Source organism: Mucilaginibacter segetis, assembly GCF_016522075.1.
Classification (GTDB): Bacteria; Bacteroidota; Bacteroidia; order Sphingobacteriales; family Sphingobacteriaceae; genus Mucilaginibacter; species Mucilaginibacter segetis.
This window is the reverse complement of the sequence record NZ_JAEHFW010000001.1, coordinates 1,347,052-1,367,814: the sequence shown is the minus strand read 5'-3', so window position 1 is coordinate 1,367,814 and position 20,763 is coordinate 1,347,052. Positions and strand designations below refer to the sequence as shown.

The window sequence follows — 20,763 nt, the reverse complement described above, 5'->3', positions numbered from 1 at the left end:
CTTAAATCAGGTTCCAAGTTCTAACTGATTTTTTACTAACTCATAGTAATTGCCTTTTATGGCGGTTAACTGCTGGTGGGTTCCCTGCTCAATAATATGGCCTTTATCCAACACAATAATATTATCGGCATTACTTACCGTACTTAAACGGTGTGCCACAATTACTACTGTACGCCCGGTAAAAAACTCCTTCATATTGTTCATGATCACCCTTTCGTTATTGGCATCCAACGCATTGGTAGCCTCGTCAAAAAAGATATATTCCGGATCTTTATAAACCGCCCGGGCTATCAGCAATCGCTGACGCTGCCCCTGACTTATCCCGTTACCTTCGGCGCCTATTTTGGTTTTTAATCCCAGTGGCAAACTATCAATAAAATCCTGGATATTGGCTACTTTAATAGCATGTCTTAATTTTTCCTTGTCAGGATAATCGTCGCCTACAGATATATTGCGTTCTATAGATTCCGAAAAGATAAACCCGTCCTGCATAACTACCCCGCAATGCCCACGCCATGTTTTAAAGCTGATATTATTTAACGATTGCGAACCAATTTTAATATCTCCTTTTTCCGGTTCGTAAAATCGTAGCAGCAATTTTAATATAGTTGTTTTACCACTGCCGCTCATGCCTACAATAGCCGTGGTTTTACCTTCAGGTATCAGCAGATCAATATTTTGCAACACAGGTTCATTGCCTGCACCCGGGTAGCGGAAGGTTAAATTATTTAAACTTAAGCTAAGGTTTTTTGGCAAAGTATGGTTGTATTCCTTATCAACAGGCTCCTCATCGTCCATTTGGTGTATCTCATTTAAACGCTCTAAGCTTATCTTAGCATCCTGAAAGCCTTGTATAAAACCTAAAAATTGCTGTATAGGGGCGTTAAGCTGCCCTATAATATATTGTACGGCTATCATTCCACCCAAAGTAAGCTGCCCGTCTATAACTGCTTTGGCGCTAATAAAGGTGATAAGCAAGTTGGTAGATTCGTTAATAAAAGTGGAACCGCCCTGCTGGTACTGGCTAAGTGCCAGATTCTTTACCTGAAACTTAAATAACCGCGCCTGCAGGTGCTCCCACTCCCATCTTTTTTGCTGCTCACAGTTATTCAGTTTTATTTCCTGCATACCGGTTACTAACTGTACAATACTACTCTGATTTTTGGATGATATCTCGAAACTTTTATAATTAAGCTCGCGCCTGCGTTTAAGGAATATGAATATCCAGCCGAGGTATAAAACACTGCTTACCACATACACAAAAAATATGGTAGCATTATAATAAGCCAGCACTACAGAGAATACCACCAGGTTAAGCATAGAGAACAAGGTACTTAGGGTAGATCCTGTTAAGAAACTTTCGATACGACGCTGATCATTCATGCGCTGCATAATATCGCCCGTCATTTTTGTATCAAAGAAACTCATGGGGAGTTTCATCAGCTTGATAAGGAAATCCGTAAGGATGGATATATTTATACGGGTACTGATGTGCAGTAATATCCACGATCTTATAAAATCCACACTTACCCGCCCTATTATGAGCGCGGCCTGCGCTATAATAACGATGTATATAAAATTCAGGTTACGTGTGTTAATACCAATATCCACCACCGACTGTGTAAGAAACGGTGCCACCAGTTGCAGCAGTGTACCAATACCCAAACCAAACAGCAATTGTAAAACTAACTGACGGTAGGTAATGAGGTAACGGAGCAAAAAGCCCCAGCTAACATCCGTGCCTTTTTCATCTTCCTGTTCATAAAAATAGGGTGTTGGGCTTAACAGTAAGGCAATACCTTCGGCATTTTCGGAATCAGCGAGCCAGCTACGTACAAAGTCCTGCTCATCCAGCTTAACAAGCCCCTTACCCGGATCGGCGATATAGTATTTCCTATTGCTGATCTTATAAAGCACCACAAAATGGTTTTGGCGCCAATGCAAAATGCAGGGCAGTTCAGCTTCTTTAAGATCGCTTAAACTTAATTTGGCACCTAATGAGCGAAAACCTATTTTTTCGGAAGCATCGCTGATACCTAACAGGGATACCCCTTCGCGGTTGATCTCGCAAAGTTCGCGCAGGGTTTGCACTTTGAAATTGCGCCCGTAATGCTTAGCCACCATGCGCAGGCAGGTGGGGCCGCAGTCCATTTGATCGGGTTGTTTATAAAAAGGAAAAGGCATTTATAGGGTATATGTATTTTTATAGTTCATTAAAAATAGGAATAAATATCTATAATTAATGGCGGAATAAAATTGATTGCGACCTCACATCATAATAAAGTTCATCACTCTATATTTTCAGACACTTGCTTTTTTAAATCCGTAAAGCTAACATCCTTGGCTATTATTCGTCCCTTACTGTCTATCAGGTAGTTACTTGGGATAATTTTAACTGCAAAATTTTTAATATTTTTTGAACCTTGCTGTTCTGTAAGTTCCGCTATGTTTAACCATGGGATCGAATCTTGCCTGGATGCCTGCCTCCAATAATCCTTATTTTCATCAATAGATATTGATACTATATTAAAACCTTTGTTTTTATACTTATCGTAAAGTTGGCGTAAGTCTGCATTTTCCTGCCGGCAAGGCACGCAGTATGATGCCCAAAAGTTGATCAGTGTATACTGATTTTTACTGTAATCTGTTTTGATATTCCTGCCTTTTAATATCTTGTCCCGCTATTTCCGGCACTTTTGCGCCTTTATACAATTTGGTAACAGCTTTTAAGCGTTCTTCAGCTTCTTTTGTATAAGAACTTTCTTTAATCTTCTCATTTAAATTGCCAAGTACGTTTTTATAAAAATCATAATTTTCAAATAAATCAGCTGCCTGATTAATTAAATAAGGTGTATAAAATGTTGCTTTGTTTGCAGCTATAAATGACCGCCTGAGACGCATATCTTCAGCAATAATCAGTGAGTCGGTAATTATTAAAGAATCAGAGTAAATCTTATAAAGATTGATTTGACTCTTGTTTAAAAAATTTTGGCTGTTAATTTTAAGCTTATTTTTCTTTTGCCTGAATTTATATTTTAATGCTTGCTCCAACATCCTTAGTTCATCAATTTTTTTCTGGTCTGTTGAGCTTGATGCGATTTTATATTGGTTATACAGAATATCATTCGGGCCGCTTGCGGAAAATACGTACTTCGCATTATCTTCTGCATACAAAAGGCATGAATGCGACCATGCCTGCCTGTTTATTACCGGGCTTTCAAAATCCAGGTAATAAAATCCGGAATTGGGCAGTTTGGTTTTTAGCACAAAATGATTGTTGTTCAATTTAACAGAATCGAATACCATGTTGTTAGCTATATTTGTAATACGTATTATCGTACCATCAGCACTATCCAAATATCCACTCACAGTTATACGTGCTCTGTGCTTACAGGATGTAAATAGTAAACAGATAAGCAAAAATGGTATATAGTATTTCATAAAAAACTTTTATATAACGAGATCGACATTACCGATCTCGTTATATATTTATAATTATTTAAAGAGTGTTTACATCACACCGCGATGGATCATTTGTGATCATTCCTGTACCACATGTTGTACTTGCTGTTTGACAGTCTGTTGAACCAATGTGCATTACATAAGATCCTTTGCAGCAACTCCAATCGTCAGTAGGATTATCTGTAACGCAATTAGGATTATAAAGTCCACCCATTACATTTTTCATCTCAGCTGAATTTGGTATTTTGACATTGTATTAGTCATAGAGACATTAAGATTAAATTATCTTTCCTTAACCACGCCCAGATTTTTTTTTAATATACACTATGTTTATAGGTGAATGTCATTTGTTCGGAATATTTAAAAGATAAACGAAATATTGAGTTTGATTTATAATTTCAAGGTAACCATAGGCAATTTAAAGCGTATTATAATTTTTTTAATAAATCCTTAAAGGAATCATTCGATGGCCTCAAATCTTTAATTTCAATTTTATTGCCGTTTTTATCATATAGTACATAATATGGTAGTGAGGATAATTGATAGAAATGAGCAAAATTGGATGTAAATTGTTGTATCAATAAATAATTGCTTAATCCAATATTTAATGCTTTAGATTTATTTTCCCAAGCGCTTTTATTTTTGTCAAACGAGAGGTAGATAAAATCAATTTTATCCTTAAACTCTCTTTGTAATTTTTTTTCGAATGGCATTTCTTTAATACAGGGAACACACCAACTTGCCCAGCATATTATTAATACCGGCTTTAATTTGAAAAGATTATTTATTTCTGCTGTTTGACCATTTATATCAATAATTTTAGATGACATTGCATCATCTAAAGTATATTTTTTGATAACTGCAGCCTTTTTTTTGCTATATAAAGAATCAAGAAAATGAACATATAAGTTGTTTTTACAATTTACTTTAAAGTCAGTTAAAAGGGAATCAAAAGCCGGGTAAATCAGATTTGGATTACCTAAAAAATTGGAAAGGTGCGTCGTTAACAAATGGTTTTTAATCGTATCAGGATAACTTTGTTTTATCAAATTGTATATTGAAATCAAATCATCGTTATCGTAAGGTTTCGCCCCGGAATTTTGACGTGCTATAGATGAGGTAAGGGAATATGCAGTTGAACTATATACACTCGTTTTGAAATATGTAGAAGGATCTGTAAAACGAGCTTTTAGTATAACATCGCGATAACTTGGAGGGTACATCTCTAAATCAATGCCTTTAAGGAGCGGCCTCAAAAGATTATTTATAAAAGCAGCATAAATTTCAGATCTAGCAAGGTTTATAAATACATTTGCTATGTGATGATTATCATTGTATTTTTCCAAAAACAATAATCTTGCCTTATACTTTTCGTCCACAAGCTTGCAAAAACTGGATAAATCTGTAGTATTGTTATAGTTCACATCGCCGCTCCAGCCCAGTGCGCCACCTTGATGGGCCAGCGAGTCAAAAAGCATATAAGTAAATTTATTCTTACCCTCAATATTAATATTATGAAACCATGGACGTGCATATCTCCCATTAATTTTAGTTGCAGGATGTGAGATACTATTAACATTTACTATTAAAGTGTCGTCCGGAATTACAAATGTTTTATAACCAAATCCATCACCTAAAAACACACACGAAGAGTCTTTTACGGTGTAATGGCAAATGGTTTCAAAGAAATCATTTTGGTGCCGAACCGAAACGATTTTTTCCGGATAATTATGATACTGACCAAAAGATCTATTATCAAACGGTCTTTTAAGAGGAAAATAAAATGAATCTTTTTTTAGTGAATCGGGGTTATATCTGAAAATAATTGTCACAGATTTTTGTGCAAATGTGATATTATTTAAAAAAGTTATCAGCAAGAATAATATCAATTTAAATTTCTTCATAATAAACTTTGTAGTAATCGATATGCTATATCCCTAACAGTTAATAAAATATGAGTTCGGCAACACTTATACAGTTACTAATAATTACATAAAATTATAGCAATTTTATAAGTCACTACTATTTGCCAAACTCACATTTGTTTAACGGCAGTCTACATCAGTACAACAGTCATTATTATCACAATTATTGTCTGCCCCGGTTTGGCAATTCTCAACAGTATCTGAACAACTTTGAACTGTTGTTCCTGAAGCACACTCTGATCCGCCAGCCCAAGTCCATGTACAAGTTACTCCTCCGTCACCCGGTCTTAATCCACCCATTACATTTTTCATCTCAGCTCTGCTGAGTTTCATAAATTTTGACATCGTATTAATTATTTAATTAAACTAACTTTGCCGTAACCACGCCCCGGCAATATTGGCGGCATGTTTTAAAGTGCATGCTCCTTTACTTTGGCCAAAAGTTTCTTTATTGCTTATTTATAGATTTTATTTTATAGCTATTGGTTGTTAAACCAAGGGGTGTGGTTATTAAACACTATAAATTTAGTTAATTAAAAGGCAACAGTGCAAATAACTATATCAGGTATTTTAAAATAGCGTAGAAGTACCTGTATCGTAAAAAGTACATTTAAATAACACCAGTGTAGAAAAGCATCAGTTTAAGATACTGATAACATCATGCGCACTATAGCATATTATTAACTATTAATTAGTAATGATATTTTGTTGTCATAATACAGATGGGGAATTCTTATCTCCTATTCCTATTTAAAAATACCATCAAGCATCTTCGCCAATTCATCTCCATGCAGGTTCTTAGCAATGATGCGGCCTTGTGGGTCCAGAAGAAAATTAGCGGGGACAGCCATAATATGATAAGTCTTAGCAACCTGATTACTATACGTTTCCCTCAGATCCGACACCTGTGTCCAATGTAATCCGTCTTCCTTAATAGCCTTTAACCAGCGTGTTTTATCAGAATCAAGCGAAACACCAATTATGGTGAAGTTTTTGTCTTTAAATTTTTTATATGCTTTAACCTCGTTTGGGTTATCTGCACGACAGGGCAAGCACCACGACGCCCAAAAATCTATTAATACATATTTACCCTTAAAATCCGATAGATTGACATCCCTCCCTGCTGTGTCTGCCTGGGTAAATTCTGGCGCCGAACCTCCTACAAATAAACTATCCATGTAATATTGCAATTCGCGTCCCCATGAGTTTTTTAAATTTTTTGCAGGAAACATTTTAACTATTTTTCTTACAGTATCTTCGGGCAGATCATCAATTTGCTGGTATAGCAGCATGGTATTCAGGTAAGATGCAGGCTGCTCGCGTATGTATGTAAGCGTTAAATTATTATCTGATATTTTCTTTAAAGAGGTCAACGAATCTACTTTACTTTTCAAAAGTCTCCGCGTATCCGGATTCTGCTTCTCAGAATTTAAATAACGGAAATAGTTTAACCGTGCCGTATTATACGCCCCGGTTTCAGCATTATTGCCTTTCTTAAACAAGTAGTTTTCATATTCAGTTTGCGTAGAATTGCCTGAAGTGGTAACTTTAAGGAATAAGGAATCTGCAATAACAACATTTAGTATCCCTGGCTCAACATATATTGGTGTAAACCTTTTATTCGCATAAATATGATAACCTTCTCCTGCACCGGCATTAGCCCTAAAGTTAAAACGGTGGTTTCGCAGAATCGTAGACATAACTCCTTTAACCGGCATATAATGCGGATCTACAGGGCTCAAAAGTATTTCTGTTCCGTCCTGAAGAGCAGAGCAACTGCCATTTATTTGTACAAACTCCTGCGAATAGCTTTGTTTTGCAATAATGCAGATGAGATTGAAACATAATACCGCAGCTAACGGAAATTTTACCATAATTAAATTTCTTGTAATTTTTACCCACACCAATTCGATTGGTCTTTAAATTAATTCTTCAAATACTTTTCCAGTTCTTTTTTAAACGCTGCTGTTTCTGATGGAAATGGCATGGTGGTGTTTAGCAATTTACCTTCCCGCGAAACTAAAATATATCTGGGTATAGCGTTGATGTGTAATAATTTAAAAAAACGATGTTCAATTGCATCGGGGGCATGTAATTGTGTAATGTATTTATTGGCATTTACGTCTTTTAATAACCACGCATCCCATTTGGACACCGATTGATCCGCTGAGAGCGAAATAAACTGAACCCTATCCGCATATTCTTCGGCCAAAACGTTTAAGGCCGGCATTTGCTCGCGGCAGGGTATGCACCATGTTGCCCAGCAATCAATTAAAATTACATTTTTGTTAACCACCTGGTCAAAATTAACCTGCTGATGGCCGCTATTTTCAAAAACCATATTCAACATTTGTTGCGGCGGTATATTATCATTACCATTTACTATTTCATTAAGCGACTCAACCGTTTTGTTTACCCCGGCATCTGAAGTTTTACCATCATAACTTTTATAAAGGGCATTAAACGTATCCTTTAAATTCTGATTGCTGGCTATGTTCATTAACCAAGCCAAAAAGTAGCCCTTTGTTTTACCTTTTAATGCCTGGTTAGCGTAATTCAGTCTGTTAATTATGTGCTCATCATCCGCCTGTTCCCGTAATGATGTTAACTTTCCCCCAATATTTAAATAAGAATAATACACCAAAACAGACCGATAAAAAGATATATCCGCAAACAGGTGATCGTTATTAAGATCGTTACCTATACTTTTTAAGCTGTCCTGCATGGCAGGTGGATAATCATTATACAGATCAGCATCCCATTCCATCAATGGGTCCAGCAGATCGTTATAATACGCGAATTGAATTTCTTTAAATGCATCATACCTTAGCCCGGCAGGCATATTGTATCTATGGATAAAATCCCGGTAAAACTTTACCCTGTCAGCATATACTTTGTTGACCAATGACAAATACAGCGCAATGTTATGCTCAAGTTGTTTAAAAGAATAATTCCCGCCGCCAGCATGCAAATCGCCATGTATATAAGCCAGGCTATCAAAAAAACCCATGTATTTATATTTATCCGGATAATCTATCACATAAAATTTGGTGGAGCTTATGGAATCATTCAGATAATCACCTGATCTTCCTGCTGAATTTTTTGCGAGCGGTTTTGTACGAGTTAATTTAAGATCAATGGTATCACCGTCCATTGATTCATCTAAAAGTATCTCATGCCCGAATATATCAGTTATAAAAAAAGTACCGCTCCGGTTAAACGTATATTTGATCAGCACCGTTTCCTTCCCGGGTGCATTCTCAATTATTTGTTTCTGTATAGCTAAACCTTTGGTGCTGTTTACATCAACATGGTCCCAATTATCGCTCACTATATCCAGCATATAATCGGTTACACTATGTTTTAAGTGAAGTGTGCTGTCTTTTTCAATAGTATATTTAACAAATACATAACCGGCATATGCCTTTGTATAATACAAAAGGAATAAAAGCGGGATTAAAAGGAGCTTATTAAAATTCATTTTTGGTTGATAAATTACATTTCTTAAAAATATAGTATATATCTAGTTACTAATTATTAACAAATATCTGATCCAGTTTGCTCTCCAAAGAATTCAAACCCGTATTGTTATTATCTGCTCCTGAATATTTATTTATTATAACCCCGTTCTTTAATAAAATTTCGGCTGGAATGCCGTAAAGTCCAAGCTTATGTACTATACCTCCATGTAAGTCGGCAAGCAGGTGTTGCCACGGCTGCAGTTTATCCTCTTTTATTGCTGCCAACCAATCCTTTTTTGAACTATCAGCGCTTATAGCAATTATGTTTAACCCCTTAGAGTGATATTTATTGAACAATTTCATCAAACGCGGAGCATTTTCCCGGCACGGCACACACCAACTTGCCCACATTACTACCAATGTGTAATCACTTTTTTTAAGATCGGGGATGCTAAGTTGTTTATTTTCCGTGCTTACTCCCTTGATATCAGGAAATTGTTCTCCAATGCCAAGTATGTCTAAGCGCCTTGCTAATTCTCGCCCCCATAAGCTTTGTTTTATTAAAGGGGAGATTTTATCATAATATAAACGAGTGGAATCTATTTTTAAATTTTGCGAATGAAATTGAAGATATAACAAATACGGACTTAAATAAGATGCGGGATGTGATGCAATGAACCGCCTGTCTATTGCAAAACCTTGTCTCGTATATTTTTTTATCTTGGTTATTAAGCCTGCGCGCCTATCGGCTATAGCATTATATTTCAGGGTATCTTCATAGGATATATTACGAAGCATTTTATTATACTCCGATAACAAAGAATCCAATGGACGCTGAAGATGATATAGTTCTTGTTTACTTTGCTCTAATTTATTTTTCTCATCCTGTGTTTTAGATCCGGAAACCTTCATTTCCTTAAAATGATCTTCCCGTAAAGTAATCTGAATATTTCCCGGCTCAATAAAAAACTCACTATAATTAACATCGTCTACATCATTTGTAGCTGTATCCCCTGTAACATAAACCAAAGTAGGTTCAGACACAGACCCCGAAAAGGTAAAGTGTTGATCAATCACAGGGCATCGCTTAATCACATGACCGGAATCTGCGTCATTATAATTAAAAGTGATAGTTTTTATATGGCTCCCAAAAAAATTACCGTGTACAAAAAACCGGCCGGCTATTTGCTGCCCATAGCAAAAAGTACAAGTCAAAAATAAAAAAGAAATCAAGAGAAGGGATCGCATATAAATTTAGCACTTACATTACTTAAAAAATTATATTAAGATGATTCTGACTGACAAGTATATTTAGAGTCAGAATCATCTGTAAACGATCAATTTTAATAATTAATCATTCTATAACTATGAACATTGTCTGTCATAAAGCGGATTGCCATTACTATCCGTTTTACCGTTTGCAACATTTTTGCAGCTTGTACATTTTTTTCCTGTACAATCACTGCTGGTAACACAACCTGAATCACATTTATCTCCCGGATCAACCAATCCACCCATTACATTTTTCATCTCAGATCTGCTGAGTTTGTTAAATTTTTGCATCGTATTAATATTTAATTAAACTAACTTTGCCGTTACCACGCCCCGGCAATATTGGCGGCATGTATTTAAGTGCATGCTCCTTTACTTTGGCCAAAAGTTTCTTTATTGCTGCTACTCCAGCATATATTTAATATCTTTTATCTGGTATGCTTCCGGTAAACGGTATCCGTTAACCAGCAGGGTGGGCGTGGCTTTTACTTCGGCCATAGTACACCATTCTTTTTGCCGTTCCAGTTTATCGTATTTGGTTTCGTCTAAATTTACGGGATGCACTTTAGCCCAGGCTTCGTAGTTTTTCTGCTTTTGTTCGTACCAGTCGTGCAGGGCCTGTTTCACTTTACTTTTATCGGGCAGTTCATTCAGTGCCATCAGATGACGGCTAACGGTTGTTTTAATATCGTCATCATTATTGTTAGCAGTAAATACAATGCGTAGTTGCATATCCGGGTTGTGCGACAGCCATTCATCAAGTACATTGTGGGCTTTGGCACAGGGCGGGCAATAAGGGTTGCTCACCATTGTAATAATATTACCGGCTTCCACGTTACCTAATACTATACTCCAATCAATATCAGGATTCGCATATTTGGGTTGCTCTTTAAGTGAAGTGTTAAATAGTTCGGTATTATACTTAAAGCGCCGTAACTGATTTTTAAGCTGTTTAACCTGCTGCGCCTTCAACAGTACAGGTTTTAATAATAACCATACGGCAACAGGCAGGGACAGGCATATGAGTAAGGAGGCCCAGCCTTCCATTGATAAATAGTTAAATGGCTGTTTTAAAGAGCTCACCAGCGGAATAAATTCAAGCCAAAGTAAAGCTTGTATTGCACAGCAGAAAACACACCATTGTTTAGCTATACGTGCCTGGTAATAAATAGAATATACCGTATAAGGTAAGCTTAGTATATTTAATATGGCCAGGGTTTGCAGCATGGCGGTATTACTACCCGCAAATACAAGGGCCAGCCAGGTACCCGCAAAGTAAAAAAAGCCTACTTCACTCCAACTCAGCCAATTGAACACTTTGGCTGCTTTAGAAGTAAGTATGGCATTACAGTTTGCTTTTTCGCTGCCACCACACAGGGTTTGCACCAACGGATTATTCTTATCTATACTTTGTATCAGCAGCAATACAGCGGTTACCAATCCGGCTGTTTTAAAAAGGGCCGCGAGGGGTAATATCCACCCGCCCGTATAGGCCAGTGAGGAGTAATACACCATAGCTATTAAAAACACCATACCTAATAAGCCTAAAGCCAGCGGGTAACGCATTTCCTCAACTGATAGCTCATAAGCAGGCGTTTTAATTTCTGTATTTGCGGTTTCTTCATCTGGTACTAATAATATACCATCAAATATTTCCGAAAACTTCTCCATACTTAAGGTGCGACTGCTGTTCAGCTGATCCGAAACGACAACCTTTTGCTTGTCCAGTTTCTTAACCAACATAAATTCCGCTCCGCTTTTGCGGGTATGTGCTATAAACGGGCAGGGCACATCTGTTACTTCTGCTGTAGTTATGCGATAAGCAGATGCAGGTACACCAAAATTATTAAGTACATCATTAAGCGCAAGCAAACTGGGATAATCCGGATGAATGTCCAGTTCTTCCACCACTTTTTGCGGAGGTACGGGCTTATTTAAATATTTGAGCAGTTCAATTAATACCGCATCGGGGTTATCGTAGCTGTTAAAAAGGGTCATAAAAGTAGATTTTTCAGGTTGATGAATTAAAGCTACTTAATTAAAAAGCAATTGTAAAACTAAAAAATACGTTATTTTAAAATCAGGTATAAATACGTGTATGTAATAACATACATATGTAATAGGCAAACCTGTTAGTATCTACCCAATATTGCCTTCGCAGCAACTATATGCGATTGATAACTAAAAGTTAAGTAAATATCGTTTTTATCACCATAGTGCGTTTTCATGGTGTGCAAATTGGGTACGGTTATTGTAATATGCTCATAATCAATTATTGTATCTTTTAGTCCATATTTAATGCCTCATAGTACTACAGATAAATTAATGGCCGTTAACAGATTCCTGAATCTGAAAATGGACACCCGGCAGGAACTGCAGGAAATTGCTGAATTGGTTGCTGAAATATGTAATACGCCGGCAGCTTTAATAACTGTAATGGGGCACGATACAAAATACATCAAATTCACAAGCGCTAATTATAACGATGATGAAAGCCATATTTGGGAAGATTCTTTTTGTGCTTTCCTTATAAAAAGCGCAAAAGAGCTGATTGTTTCTGATGCCTTACTGGATAAGCGCTTTGCAAACAATCCTGCCGTGACTAACGCCCCGCATGTCAGATTTTACGCTGGGGTTCCTTTAACCACGCATGACGGCCATAGCCTGGGCAGCTTGTGTATATTAGATACTAAACCCCGCCAATTATCAGATTCGCAGTTACATCTTTTAAAAGTACTGGCCAAACGCATAGTACTGATAACCGAATTTGATTTTAGCCTTAATATCATGAAAGAGCAATACCTCGAGGCTAAAAGTTCAGAAATGAAGCTACGTTCGTTTTTTGAAAGTTCGGGTTCGTGCCACGTACTGTTAGGCCGTGAAATGGAAATACTGGCGTTCAATAAAAACATGGCCGATTTTATTGAGAAGATGCACTATGTATCACTGAGCATAGGGATAAACATTTGCCAGATATTAAAAGATAAACATTTGGAAACCTTTAAAGCCGATTATAAAAAAGCGCTTAATGGCAAAACCGTCGAATTTGAAAGAGAAGTGAACTACCGCGGGGAACTGATATGGTGGCACGTAATTTTTGAACCTCAGTACGATCAGCAAAGAAATATTATTGGGGTTTCCTATAATGCAACAGACATTACCGAACAAAAACAATATGAACAGCAAATATTAGCGCAAAACGAATCGTTGAAAAAAATAGCTTATGTACAATCTCACGAACTTCGCCGTCCTGTTGCTTCTATTATGGGGTTGATGGAGATCATTAAAAATGAAAATTATAAACCTGCACGAGAAGAATTAATGATGATGGAAAAAGCCGTGCAGGAACTGGACGAAAGAATACGGAATATAGTTAGTATGACCTGTAATAAGGTGCATCAAAAAAACGCTGCGGAATTATATCCCACCTTAAAAAAATCGTCATAAAGTTTACCTTTGCGGCACTAACCCATACAGCTGCAATTTAAATGACAAAACCCGCAAACCCTATTCTAAATATTCATTTTGGTTTGGTTTGCCTCAGTTCGTTACTATTCTCCTGTAGTTTTAACATGCTGATACCTGAGCTGCCCGGTTACTTAAGTAGTTTAGGTGGCGGAGAATACAAAGGCCTCATTATAGCTTTATTTACGCTAACAGCTGGTATATCACGCCCGTTTAGCGGCAGACTTACCGATACAATGGGACGTGTGCCGGTAATGGTGGTTGGTTCTGTAGTTTGTTTTATATGCGGGTTTCTTTACCCAGTTTTAGGCACGGTAGCAGGATTTTTGTTTTTAAGGTTATTGCATGGCTTTTCTACCGGGTTTAAGCCCACAGCTACTTCTGCATACGTTGCCGATATAGTCCCCCGCGAACGCTGGGGAGAAGCCTTAGGAATACACGGACTTTGCTTTAGTACAGGGCTCGCTGTCGGGCCGGCCATAGGAAGCGCTATTCGCCTGGCTTATTCACTTAACGTACTTTTCTACACTTCATCAGCCTTTGCTCTTATGTCCATCATTATATTGATGAACATGAAAGAGACCCTTAAAGAGAAACAGCGTTTTAGTTGGGCTATACTTAAAATATCGCGCAGGGATATTATCGCACTGGAAGTACTGCCTGCTGCCATTATCACTTTTTTATCATACACGGCTTACGGGGTAATTTTAACCCTTATCCCCGATTGGAGCGCACACCTTGGCATAGCTAATAAAGGTTTATTTTTCATGGTGTTTACCGTAGCATCAGTGCTGATACGTATAAGCGCTGGCAAGGTTTCTGATAAATACGGGCGGATAAGGGTAATTAAAGCAGGTCTTATCATCCTATTCATCGCTTTACTTATAGTTGGTTATGCTGATACCATCACCGGGTTAATGGCAGGCGCGGTAATTTACGGCATGGCCAATGGCATTCTTTCGCCATCAGTAAACGCCTGGACCATAGACTTAAGCCTCCCCGGTCACCGAGGCAAAGCTGTTGCTACCATGTATATAGCCTTAGAGGCAGGTATAGGTTTAGGCGCTTTATTTTCCGGGTGGTTTTACCAGGATGTTATTAGCATGATACCAATAATCATGTATGTTTCAGCAGGCATTACTATTGTCGCTTTAGGATACATGTTTATCAGAAGACAAATATCCTTACCCGAAGAAAGTGAGCTAACCGTTTAATTAATCATTATTCGGTTGCTTCTTCACCTTTTTCACCAAGCTCTACAATGTCACCCTCTTTAAACAGGATGGCTTTCAGCGTATCGCGCCATTTAGGTTTCTGGCGAAGCAAAAACTCCAGGTCCATACCAAAGTGCTTAAACTCCTCGTGCTGGGCATTTTGCATAATGGCTTTAGCTTCTTTATTCTTTTCAACTGATATACGTTGTTCGTACCAGTTAATAGCTTCGGCTTCTTCACCTAATGATACGATCATACGGGCAAAGGTTCTGGTTTCGTCGGATAGTTCGTCGGCAGGTTCGTGGTATTGATCAAATGACATAATATTTCTTTTTGTGTATAAAGAAATATTACGGGGTTTTGTTTGAGGAGGTTCCTTCAACTATTTTCATCAGGCCTGATGTTTCCACAGGCTGCACAAAAAGAAGCGACTGGTGTGCGGTAGGGCTTCCCGCATTTTTTGCAAGGCGGGCCATATAAAGTTATCTTATGATGTAAAATAGCAACGGGATTTGTTTCGGCAAACCCCGTTAATTCATAATAATATCTAAGTAACGGCTTAAATCTATCTTCTTTAATTTTTTTAAAATCAGCGCTGTACAGGTCTTTCGCTTTTCTGAATTCATCATCATCAAGCATCGGAACATCCATCTTACAGCGCCAACACCAAAGCAGCTTCATTAAGAATATTTTATATTACCTCATTTATGCTCATTTCCTTAAGCTCTTTTGATACGTTAGGCCTGCCGTTTTTGAAGGCTTTACGTGGAGTTAAACCCAATAGTTCAAACATGGCCATGTCCTCATCAAAAGAAGGATTTGGTGTGGTTAGCAGCTTTTCGCCCGCGAATATGGAGTTAGCTCCCGCCATAAAGCAAAATGCCTGTTCAATAGTACTCATTTCTGTTCTTCCGGCTGATAGCCTTACTACAGTTTTCGGCATAATAATGCGGGTGGTGGCTATCATGCGTACCATGTCCCAAACAGAAACACGGGGCTGCTCGGCAAGCGGCGTACCTTTCACAGGAACCAGGGCATTAATAGGCACCGATTCGGGATGCTGCGGCAGGTTAGATAACGTTTTCAGCATGGATATGCGGTCGGCTACGGTTTCACCTAAACCAATAATACCGCCGCTGCATACCGTTATCTTAGCTTTACGTACATTTTCCAGTGTTTTTAAGCGGTCGTCGTAAGTACGGGTGGTAATAATGCGCTTGTAATCATCTTCTGAGGTATCCAAATTATGATTATAGGCATACAAGCCTGCATCGGCCAAACGTTGCGCCTGGTGTTCGGTAAGCATACCCAGGGTACAGCAAACTTCCATATCCAGTTCATTTACCGCTTTTACCATATCTATTACCTTGTCAAAATCGCGGTTATCGCGTACTTCGCGCCACGCGGCACCCATGCAAAGGCGGCTCGCACCGCCGTTCTTGGCTTTTTGGGCAACAGCAATTACCTCTTCTTTCGGCATAATAGCATGCACGTCAACACCTGTGTTATAACGTGCCGCCTGCGGGCAATAAGCGCAATCTTCAGGGCAGCCGCCTGTCTTTATGGATATCAGCGAACTTATCTGTACTTCTGAATAATCTTTATTTTCGCGGTGTATGGTTGCCGCGCGGTAAACAAGGTCTAATAATGGGGAGTGGTAGATCTCTGCAATTTCTTCCTGTGTCCAGTTATATCTAATCTCGGTCATCTGTATCAGTTTTTTGAAAGTTCAAAATTATAATAAAAGCTTACTTGCCAACCATAATGGCAGAAAAAATCCTATACAATCGGTAAAAGTTGTAATAATTATGGAAGATGCAACCGCGGGATCGATCCCTACCCTTTTCAAAATCAGCGGGATAGAAGCACCGGTTACTCCTGCAACAATCAGGTTACCTGTCATGGCTAAAAACAACACCAAACCCAGCGTAGGGTTAGCATCGTAGAAAAACGCTACAGTAAAAACGATAATACCGTTGGCCGCACCGTTAATCATACCCACTAAAAACTCCTTTAAAACAGTATTGTAGGCTTGCCTGTCGCTCAGATCGCTGAGGGATATACGTCTTACAGTAACGGCGAGCGCCTGGGTAGCGGTATTACCGCCCATCCCGGCAATAATGGTCATATAAGCCGAAATTACCGCCAGACTTTTTACCGTTGCGTCAAAGTTACGTATAATAGAAGCCGCCAGGAAAGCGGTTGCCAAATTGATGATAAGCCAGGGTAAGCGGCTTTTTACCGCGTCTTTCCAGTTACCGCTCAATTCTTCATCTTCCGACACACCCGAGATTTTCAATATATCCTCAGTGTTCTCTTCTTCCATTACGTCGATAATATCATCCACCGTAATGCGGCCAAGCAGTTTCATGTTATCATCCACCACCGGGATACTCGTCAGATTATATTGCGATATCAGCCTTGCCACCTCTTCCTGATCGAGGTCGGCTTTAACATATACGTAATCAGATTTTACCAGATCGCGTACTTTTACATCAAAGCGCGCTTTTATAATATCTTTAAGGGATAGGATGCCTTGCAGCACATTCATGTCGTTCACTACATAAATGGTGTAAAACTCTTCCATCTCTTCCGACTGGCGAATGATCTCGGCAAGCGCGCCCCTTTTATCCTGATTAATGTTAACGCTGATGATCTCGGAGTTCATCAAACCACCGGCGGTTTCCTCATCATAATTTAGCAGGGCACGAATGCTGGTGGCATTTTCCTGGTCAATATCCTCTAATATCTCATTCTGCTCGTGTTCTTCGAGTTGCGAAATAATATCGGTAGCTACGTCATAATCCAGCTCCTCAATTATTTCTGAACGTTTTTCAGGCTCCAGGCTTATTAATATCTCCTCAGGATGGGCCTCCTCGGTCATCTCTGTCAATATCTCCGAGCCTATACCGGCCGGCAACATATTGATGATGCGTTCCTTTGCCTCCTGCGGCAATTGTTCAAACAAAATGGCTATCTCCGAAGCATGGTACTCACTAAGTACTTTCTCTAAGGCCGCATCATCGCCTTCCAGCGCGTTTTTAATGCGGAGCACATCGGTTCTATCTAAATCAAAGGATTGCATTTGCGCCTAAAATAAGTAATTATAACGAGTATTATTTAGAGCAGATAAGCATTACAAAAGTTTAAATTATCTGCATAATTATAAAAAATACAAAAACACCCTTTCAGATGATTTAAACAATGTTTCTTTATTTTAACCCTGTCTTACCGGAACAAATTTTTTACCTCTAAAATCTATTTCAGCGGTAATAATTTTTATGTTTTTACCACTGAACGGGCTGTAAGCGGTAACAATTTCATGGTCTTTTTTTAGAGTACTTTTCACAGTTGGGAACATAGTATAAAGATACGAAAAATCGGCGAAATAACACCTGCCGCACTTTGCCGGAACCAACTATTATCCACTGTAATTATAGCTTAACTTAATTCCAGGCAACTTCTCCAACTTGCTGATTACCTGTTCTACCTGTGTTTTACGAACTGCGAACTTTATGCTGCAATTCAATTCCGATACCTGCTCCAGCACCTGTAACTGATCCTGCTTTATTATCTGCATTACATCATTCATTTGCGGGTATTCAAACTTAATGGTATAAATATCATTCACTGTTTTTTCTACCACTTCTGCCTCCTGCAGGGCCATATCGGTAGCAGTTTTGTATGCGTTTATCAATCCGGGAACACCTAAAAGCGTTCCGCCGAAATAACGCACCACAACAACCAACACGTTGGTAATATCTTTAGATAAGAGCGTATTCAATATAGGCCGTCCGGCTGTACCGGATGGTTCGCCGTCATCGTTAATGCGAAAAACGGAACGATCTGTACCCAGTCTGATCGCCCAGCAATGATGGTTCGCTTTAGGATGTTCGGCTTTTAGTTGATTTACGATGGGCTTAATATCGTTATCAGAAGTTACGGGATATGCAAACGCGAGAAACTTGCTCCCTCTGTCGCGAAATATGGCCTCCGTTGGCTGGGCTATGGTTTGGTAAGTATCGTCAAACAGCATTTAAAGTTTGTGAGTAAGTAATTACAATAATGGCTGCAATGGCCAGACCGATACCTATTTTATTTAACAGACTTAACCGCTCATTAAATATAAATAAGCCCACAAATGCGCCTACAACTATTACTCCAATGTTCATGGCGGAAAATACAGCAGACGGGCTTTGAGATAATGCTTTATGTGCCTTAAGGTAAAATAAAATATTGCCGAAATTAGCTACGCCCAATATCCAGCCAAATATAATATGCGGCCAAAATATACGCGCCTTTTTGGTAATTACCTGATAAAGTAAGCCTGTAAAGGCAATAGCAAATGCCAATATATAAACTATAAAAAGCGAGGTGGTGTATGCTACGTCCTTAAAAAGAGCGATCTGTTTAAACAAAATATCAATTATCCCTAAACCAATAAAAACAACCAGTAAATATATCCATGCGTTACTGAACACTTTGCGGTTGGCAGTTTTTTTTTGCCAGGGGATAGAACACAAAATAGCAGCAAAACCAATAACCATCCCGATTATTTTAATAGTATTAAGCGGCTCGTTAAATAAGAGGAATGACGCCAGCAAGGGGATAAACAGCGACAGCCTTTGGGCAACATCAGTACGCACTATACCGGCTACCCGCACAGATGTTGCCATTACCAAAAATATAAGAGGCAATAATATGCCTAACCCCAGGTATACTGCAAATGGTGCCCGCTCAAGATTTTGGATGCTCGGTTTAAAAAATATCCATGTAAGCAAAATAGCCATGGAATAGTTCCAGGTGATGGCCTGAAAAACATCTATACTATACCGTCGTGCCAGTTTTAATAAAACCGATACAACAACGCTGCAACAAACACTTAAAAAAACGTATAACATCAGCTTAACTGTTTATTATAAAATAGTTGCAGGCTATCTGCCCCTACTTTAAACTTTCCACCATTATCTCCACTTACAACCGGAGCCTTTAAACCGCTGTTTAAAATCCCGGAGGCTGTAAAAATACGTGCTTCATCCCACAATCCGGCATCGATAAACGTGTTTAGCGTATAAGCACCGCCTTCAATTATTACCGATTGTATATCCTGCAGATACAATTGAAAAAGAACGTATTGCGGCACAAATCGATCAAAATCCTCAAGGGCAATAAATTTGATATTTCCTTCCATATCGGTTTTAACTTCGTTAAATATTAAAGTTTCAATTGATTGATCGTAAATATTTAAGTCTCTGCTCAGTTCCAACCGCCTGTCAATAACCACACGCTTTGGCGATTTGCCCTCCGCATGTCTTACGTTCATCTGCGGATTATCTGCCAATACCGTATTCTTACCGACTAAAATAGCATCTTCTTCTGCACGCCATTGGTGTACCAGATTTTTAGATTCTGGCCCGGTTAACCAATACTGGCTGCCATCGGCCGGGGCAAAATATCCATCAGCAGATTGCGCCCACTTTAAAATGATGTATGGTCTTTGTTTTTGTACACGGGTAAAAAAACGGCGGTTAAACCACCTGCACTCTTGTTCCAATACGCCTGCTATTACTTCCATCCCGGCATCCTGCAATTTTTCAATCCCTTTTCCATCAACCTGCGGAAACGGATCCCGGCAACCCACAACTACTTTAGATATTTGATGCTTAATAATAAGATCAGCACAAGGAGGTGTTTTACCGTAGTGGGCACAGGGCTCCAGGGAAACATATATGGTGGAGTTCTTTAACAGGTCATGGTGGTTAGTATAACTGTTTATCACCTTATTAACCGCGTTCACTTCAGCATGGGCTTCACCATATTTTTGATGATACCCCTCGCCTATTATTTTACCTTCATGAACAATCACCGCGCCCACCATAGGGTTCGGGCTAACATGGCCTGCGCCTGAAACGGCCAGATCAAGACAGCGCTGCATATATATTTCATGTTCTGCCATTGTGCAAA

General features: G+C 38.7%; 20 protein-coding genes. 2 read left to right on the top strand and 18 right to left on the bottom strand.

Features of this window, described 5'->3' with window-relative positions; translation table 11 throughout:
* Positions 1 to 6 precede the first annotated feature (6 nt).
* The 10 genes from I5M19_RS06265 to I5M19_RS06220 all read right to left on the bottom strand — a co-directional run bounded on the left by I5M19_RS06265 (position 7) and on the right by I5M19_RS06220 (position 12,118).
* A complete protein-coding gene (locus I5M19_RS06265; RefSeq protein WP_200065348.1) occupies positions 7 to 2,184 on the bottom strand; it encodes a peptidase domain-containing ABC transporter in 2,178 nt (725 codons plus the stop codon).
* 104 nt (positions 2,185 to 2,288) lie between these two features.
* Positions 2,289 to 2,621 carry a TlpA family protein disulfide reductase gene (locus I5M19_RS06260; RefSeq protein WP_214653046.1) on the bottom strand — a complete coding sequence of 111 codons (333 nt, stop codon included), beginning with the start codon at positions 2,619 to 2,621 and terminating at the stop codon, positions 2,289 to 2,291.
* Positions 2,622 to 2,634: 13 nt separating this feature from the next.
* The gene (locus I5M19_RS06255; protein WP_200065347.1) at positions 2,635 to 3,174 is read right to left on the bottom strand and encodes a hypothetical protein; all 540 of its coding nucleotides are present in this window, start codon (positions 3,172 to 3,174) and stop codon (positions 2,635 to 2,637) included.
* A 716-nt stretch (positions 3,175 to 3,890) separates the two neighbouring features.
* A complete protein-coding gene (locus I5M19_RS06250) occupies positions 3,891 to 5,366 on the bottom strand; it encodes a TlpA family protein disulfide reductase (protein ID WP_200065346.1) in 1,476 nt (491 codons plus the stop codon).
* A gap of 141 nt (positions 5,367 to 5,507) precedes the next feature.
* Positions 5,508 to 5,720: a hypothetical protein gene (locus I5M19_RS06245; protein WP_200065345.1), complete on the bottom strand. Its 213-nt coding sequence runs from the start codon at positions 5,718 to 5,720 to the stop codon at positions 5,508 to 5,510.
* Between the two features lie 413 nt (positions 5,721 to 6,133).
* Positions 6,134 to 7,261 (bottom strand): TlpA disulfide reductase family protein, encoded by a 1,128-nt coding sequence (locus I5M19_RS06240; protein WP_200065344.1) that lies wholly within the window; start codon positions 7,259 to 7,261, stop codon positions 6,134 to 6,136.
* 50 nt (positions 7,262 to 7,311) lie between these two features.
* On the bottom strand, positions 7,312 to 8,868 hold the full coding sequence (locus I5M19_RS06235) for a TlpA family protein disulfide reductase (RefSeq protein ID WP_200065343.1): 1,557 nt from the start codon (positions 8,866 to 8,868) through the stop codon (positions 7,312 to 7,314).
* Between the two features lie 49 nt (positions 8,869 to 8,917).
* Complete coding sequence (locus tag I5M19_RS06230; protein WP_200065342.1) at positions 8,918 to 10,096, bottom strand: TlpA disulfide reductase family protein; 1,179 nt, start codon at positions 10,094 to 10,096, stop codon at positions 8,918 to 8,920.
* Positions 10,097 to 10,213: 117 nt separating this feature from the next.
* Positions 10,214 to 10,411 (bottom strand): hypothetical protein, encoded by a 198-nt coding sequence (locus I5M19_RS06225; RefSeq protein WP_200065341.1) that lies wholly within the window; start codon positions 10,409 to 10,411, stop codon positions 10,214 to 10,216.
* 111 nt (positions 10,412 to 10,522) lie between these two features.
* Positions 10,523 to 12,118, bottom strand: a complete 1,596-nt coding sequence (locus I5M19_RS06220; protein WP_200065340.1) for a cysteine peptidase family C39 domain-containing protein — start codon at positions 12,116 to 12,118, stop codon at positions 10,523 to 10,525.
* A gap of 327 nt (positions 12,119 to 12,445) precedes the next feature.
* Between I5M19_RS06220 and I5M19_RS06215 the strand changes: the two genes are divergently transcribed.
* A complete protein-coding gene (locus I5M19_RS06215) occupies positions 12,446 to 13,567 on the top strand; it encodes a GAF domain-containing protein (RefSeq protein WP_200065339.1) in 1,122 nt (373 codons plus the stop codon).
* A gap of 41 nt (positions 13,568 to 13,608) precedes the next feature.
* Positions 13,609 to 14,799, top strand: a complete 1,191-nt coding sequence (locus I5M19_RS06210) for an MFS transporter (RefSeq protein WP_200065338.1) — start codon at positions 13,609 to 13,611, stop codon at positions 14,797 to 14,799.
* Positions 14,800 to 14,806: 7 nt separating this feature from the next.
* Here the strand turns inward: I5M19_RS06210 and I5M19_RS06205 are convergent, their stop codons facing one another.
* The 8 genes from I5M19_RS06205 to ribD all read right to left on the bottom strand — a co-directional run bounded on the left by I5M19_RS06205 (position 14,807) and on the right by ribD (position 20,755).
* The gene (locus I5M19_RS06205) at positions 14,807 to 15,121 is read right to left on the bottom strand and encodes a ferritin family protein (RefSeq protein ID WP_200065337.1); all 315 of its coding nucleotides are present in this window, start codon (positions 15,119 to 15,121) and stop codon (positions 14,807 to 14,809) included.
* A 56-nt stretch (positions 15,122 to 15,177) separates the two neighbouring features.
* Positions 15,178 to 15,480, bottom strand: coding sequence for a hypothetical protein (locus tag I5M19_RS06200; RefSeq protein WP_200065336.1), 303 nt, complete (start codon positions 15,478 to 15,480; stop codon positions 15,178 to 15,180).
* A gap of 10 nt (positions 15,481 to 15,490) precedes the next feature.
* A complete protein-coding gene (gene bioB, locus I5M19_RS06195) occupies positions 15,491 to 16,507 on the bottom strand; it encodes a biotin synthase BioB (protein WP_200065335.1) in 1,017 nt (338 codons plus the stop codon).
* A gap of 27 nt (positions 16,508 to 16,534) precedes the next feature.
* On the bottom strand, positions 16,535 to 17,884 hold the full coding sequence (mgtE, locus tag I5M19_RS06190) for a magnesium transporter (protein WP_200065334.1): 1,350 nt from the start codon (positions 17,882 to 17,884) through the stop codon (positions 16,535 to 16,537).
* Positions 17,885 to 18,016: 132 nt separating this feature from the next.
* Positions 18,017 to 18,160 (bottom strand): hypothetical protein, encoded by a 144-nt coding sequence (locus I5M19_RS06185; RefSeq protein ID WP_200065333.1) that lies wholly within the window; start codon positions 18,158 to 18,160, stop codon positions 18,017 to 18,019.
* A gap of 60 nt (positions 18,161 to 18,220) precedes the next feature.
* Positions 18,221 to 18,835, bottom strand: coding sequence for an IMPACT family protein (locus I5M19_RS06180; RefSeq protein WP_200065332.1), 615 nt, complete (start codon positions 18,833 to 18,835; stop codon positions 18,221 to 18,223).
* On the bottom strand, positions 18,825 to 19,700 hold the full coding sequence (locus I5M19_RS06175) for a DMT family transporter (RefSeq protein WP_200065331.1): 876 nt from the start codon (positions 19,698 to 19,700) through the stop codon (positions 18,825 to 18,827). The genes I5M19_RS06180 and I5M19_RS06175 overlap by 11 nt, the downstream gene beginning before the upstream one ends.
* Positions 19,700 to 20,755, bottom strand: a complete 1,056-nt coding sequence (gene ribD, locus I5M19_RS06170; protein WP_200065330.1) for a bifunctional diaminohydroxyphosphoribosylaminopyrimidine deaminase/5-amino-6-(5-phosphoribosylamino)uracil reductase RibD — start codon at positions 20,753 to 20,755, stop codon at positions 19,700 to 19,702. Before ribD ends, I5M19_RS06175 begins: the two co-directional genes overlap by 1 nt.
* Between the last annotated feature and the right edge of the window lie 8 nt (positions 20,756 to 20,763).

Coding starts and splice junctions, on each gene's coding strand:
- bioB (WP_200065335.1), bottom strand. CDS start 16,507: ATGACCGAGATTAGATATAACTGGACACAGGAAGAAATTGCAGAGATC.
- I5M19_RS06250 (WP_200065346.1), bottom strand. CDS start 5,366: ATGAAGAAATTTAAATTGATATTATTCTTGCTGATAACTTTTTTAAAT.
- I5M19_RS06240 (WP_200065344.1), bottom strand. CDS start 7,261: ATGGTAAAATTTCCGTTAGCTGCGGTATTATGTTTCAATCTCATCTGC.
- I5M19_RS06205 (WP_200065337.1), bottom strand. CDS start 15,121: ATGTCATTTGATCAATACCACGAACCTGCCGACGAACTATCCGACGAA.
- I5M19_RS06210 (WP_200065338.1), top strand. CDS start 13,609: ATGACAAAACCCGCAAACCCTATTCTAAATATTCATTTTGGTTTGGTT.
- I5M19_RS06200 (WP_200065336.1), bottom strand. CDS start 15,480: ATGAAGCTGCTTTGGTGTTGGCGCTGTAAGATGGATGTTCCGATGCTT.
- I5M19_RS06230 (WP_200065342.1), bottom strand. CDS start 10,096: ATGCGATCCCTTCTCTTGATTTCTTTTTTATTTTTGACTTGTACTTTT.
- I5M19_RS06215 (WP_200065339.1), top strand. CDS start 12,446: ATGGCCGTTAACAGATTCCTGAATCTGAAAATGGACACCCGGCAGGAA.
- mgtE (WP_200065334.1), bottom strand. CDS start 17,884: ATGCAATCCTTTGATTTAGATAGAACCGATGTGCTCCGCATTAAAAAC.
- I5M19_RS06225 (WP_200065341.1), bottom strand. CDS start 10,411: ATGCAAAAATTTAACAAACTCAGCAGATCTGAGATGAAAAATGTAATG.
- I5M19_RS06175 (WP_200065331.1), bottom strand. CDS start 19,700: ATGTTATACGTTTTTTTAAGTGTTTGTTGCAGCGTTGTTGTATCGGTT.
- I5M19_RS06180 (WP_200065332.1), bottom strand. CDS start 18,835: ATGCTGTTTGACGATACTTACCAAACCATAGCCCAGCCAACGGAGGCC.
- I5M19_RS06235 (WP_200065343.1), bottom strand. CDS start 8,868: ATGAATTTTAATAAGCTCCTTTTAATCCCGCTTTTATTCCTTTTGTAT.
- I5M19_RS06220 (WP_200065340.1), bottom strand. CDS start 12,118: ATGACCCTTTTTAACAGCTACGATAACCCCGATGCGGTATTAATTGAA.
- I5M19_RS06245 (WP_200065345.1), bottom strand. CDS start 5,720: ATGAAACTCAGCAGAGCTGAGATGAAAAATGTAATGGGTGGATTAAGA.
- I5M19_RS06185 (WP_200065333.1), bottom strand. CDS start 18,160: ATGTTCCCAACTGTGAAAAGTACTCTAAAAAAAGACCATGAAATTGTT.
- I5M19_RS06265 (WP_200065348.1), bottom strand. CDS start 2,184: ATGCCTTTTCCTTTTTATAAACAACCCGATCAAATGGACTGCGGCCCC.
- ribD (WP_200065330.1), bottom strand. CDS start 20,755: ATGGCAGAACATGAAATATATATGCAGCGCTGTCTTGATCTGGCCGTT.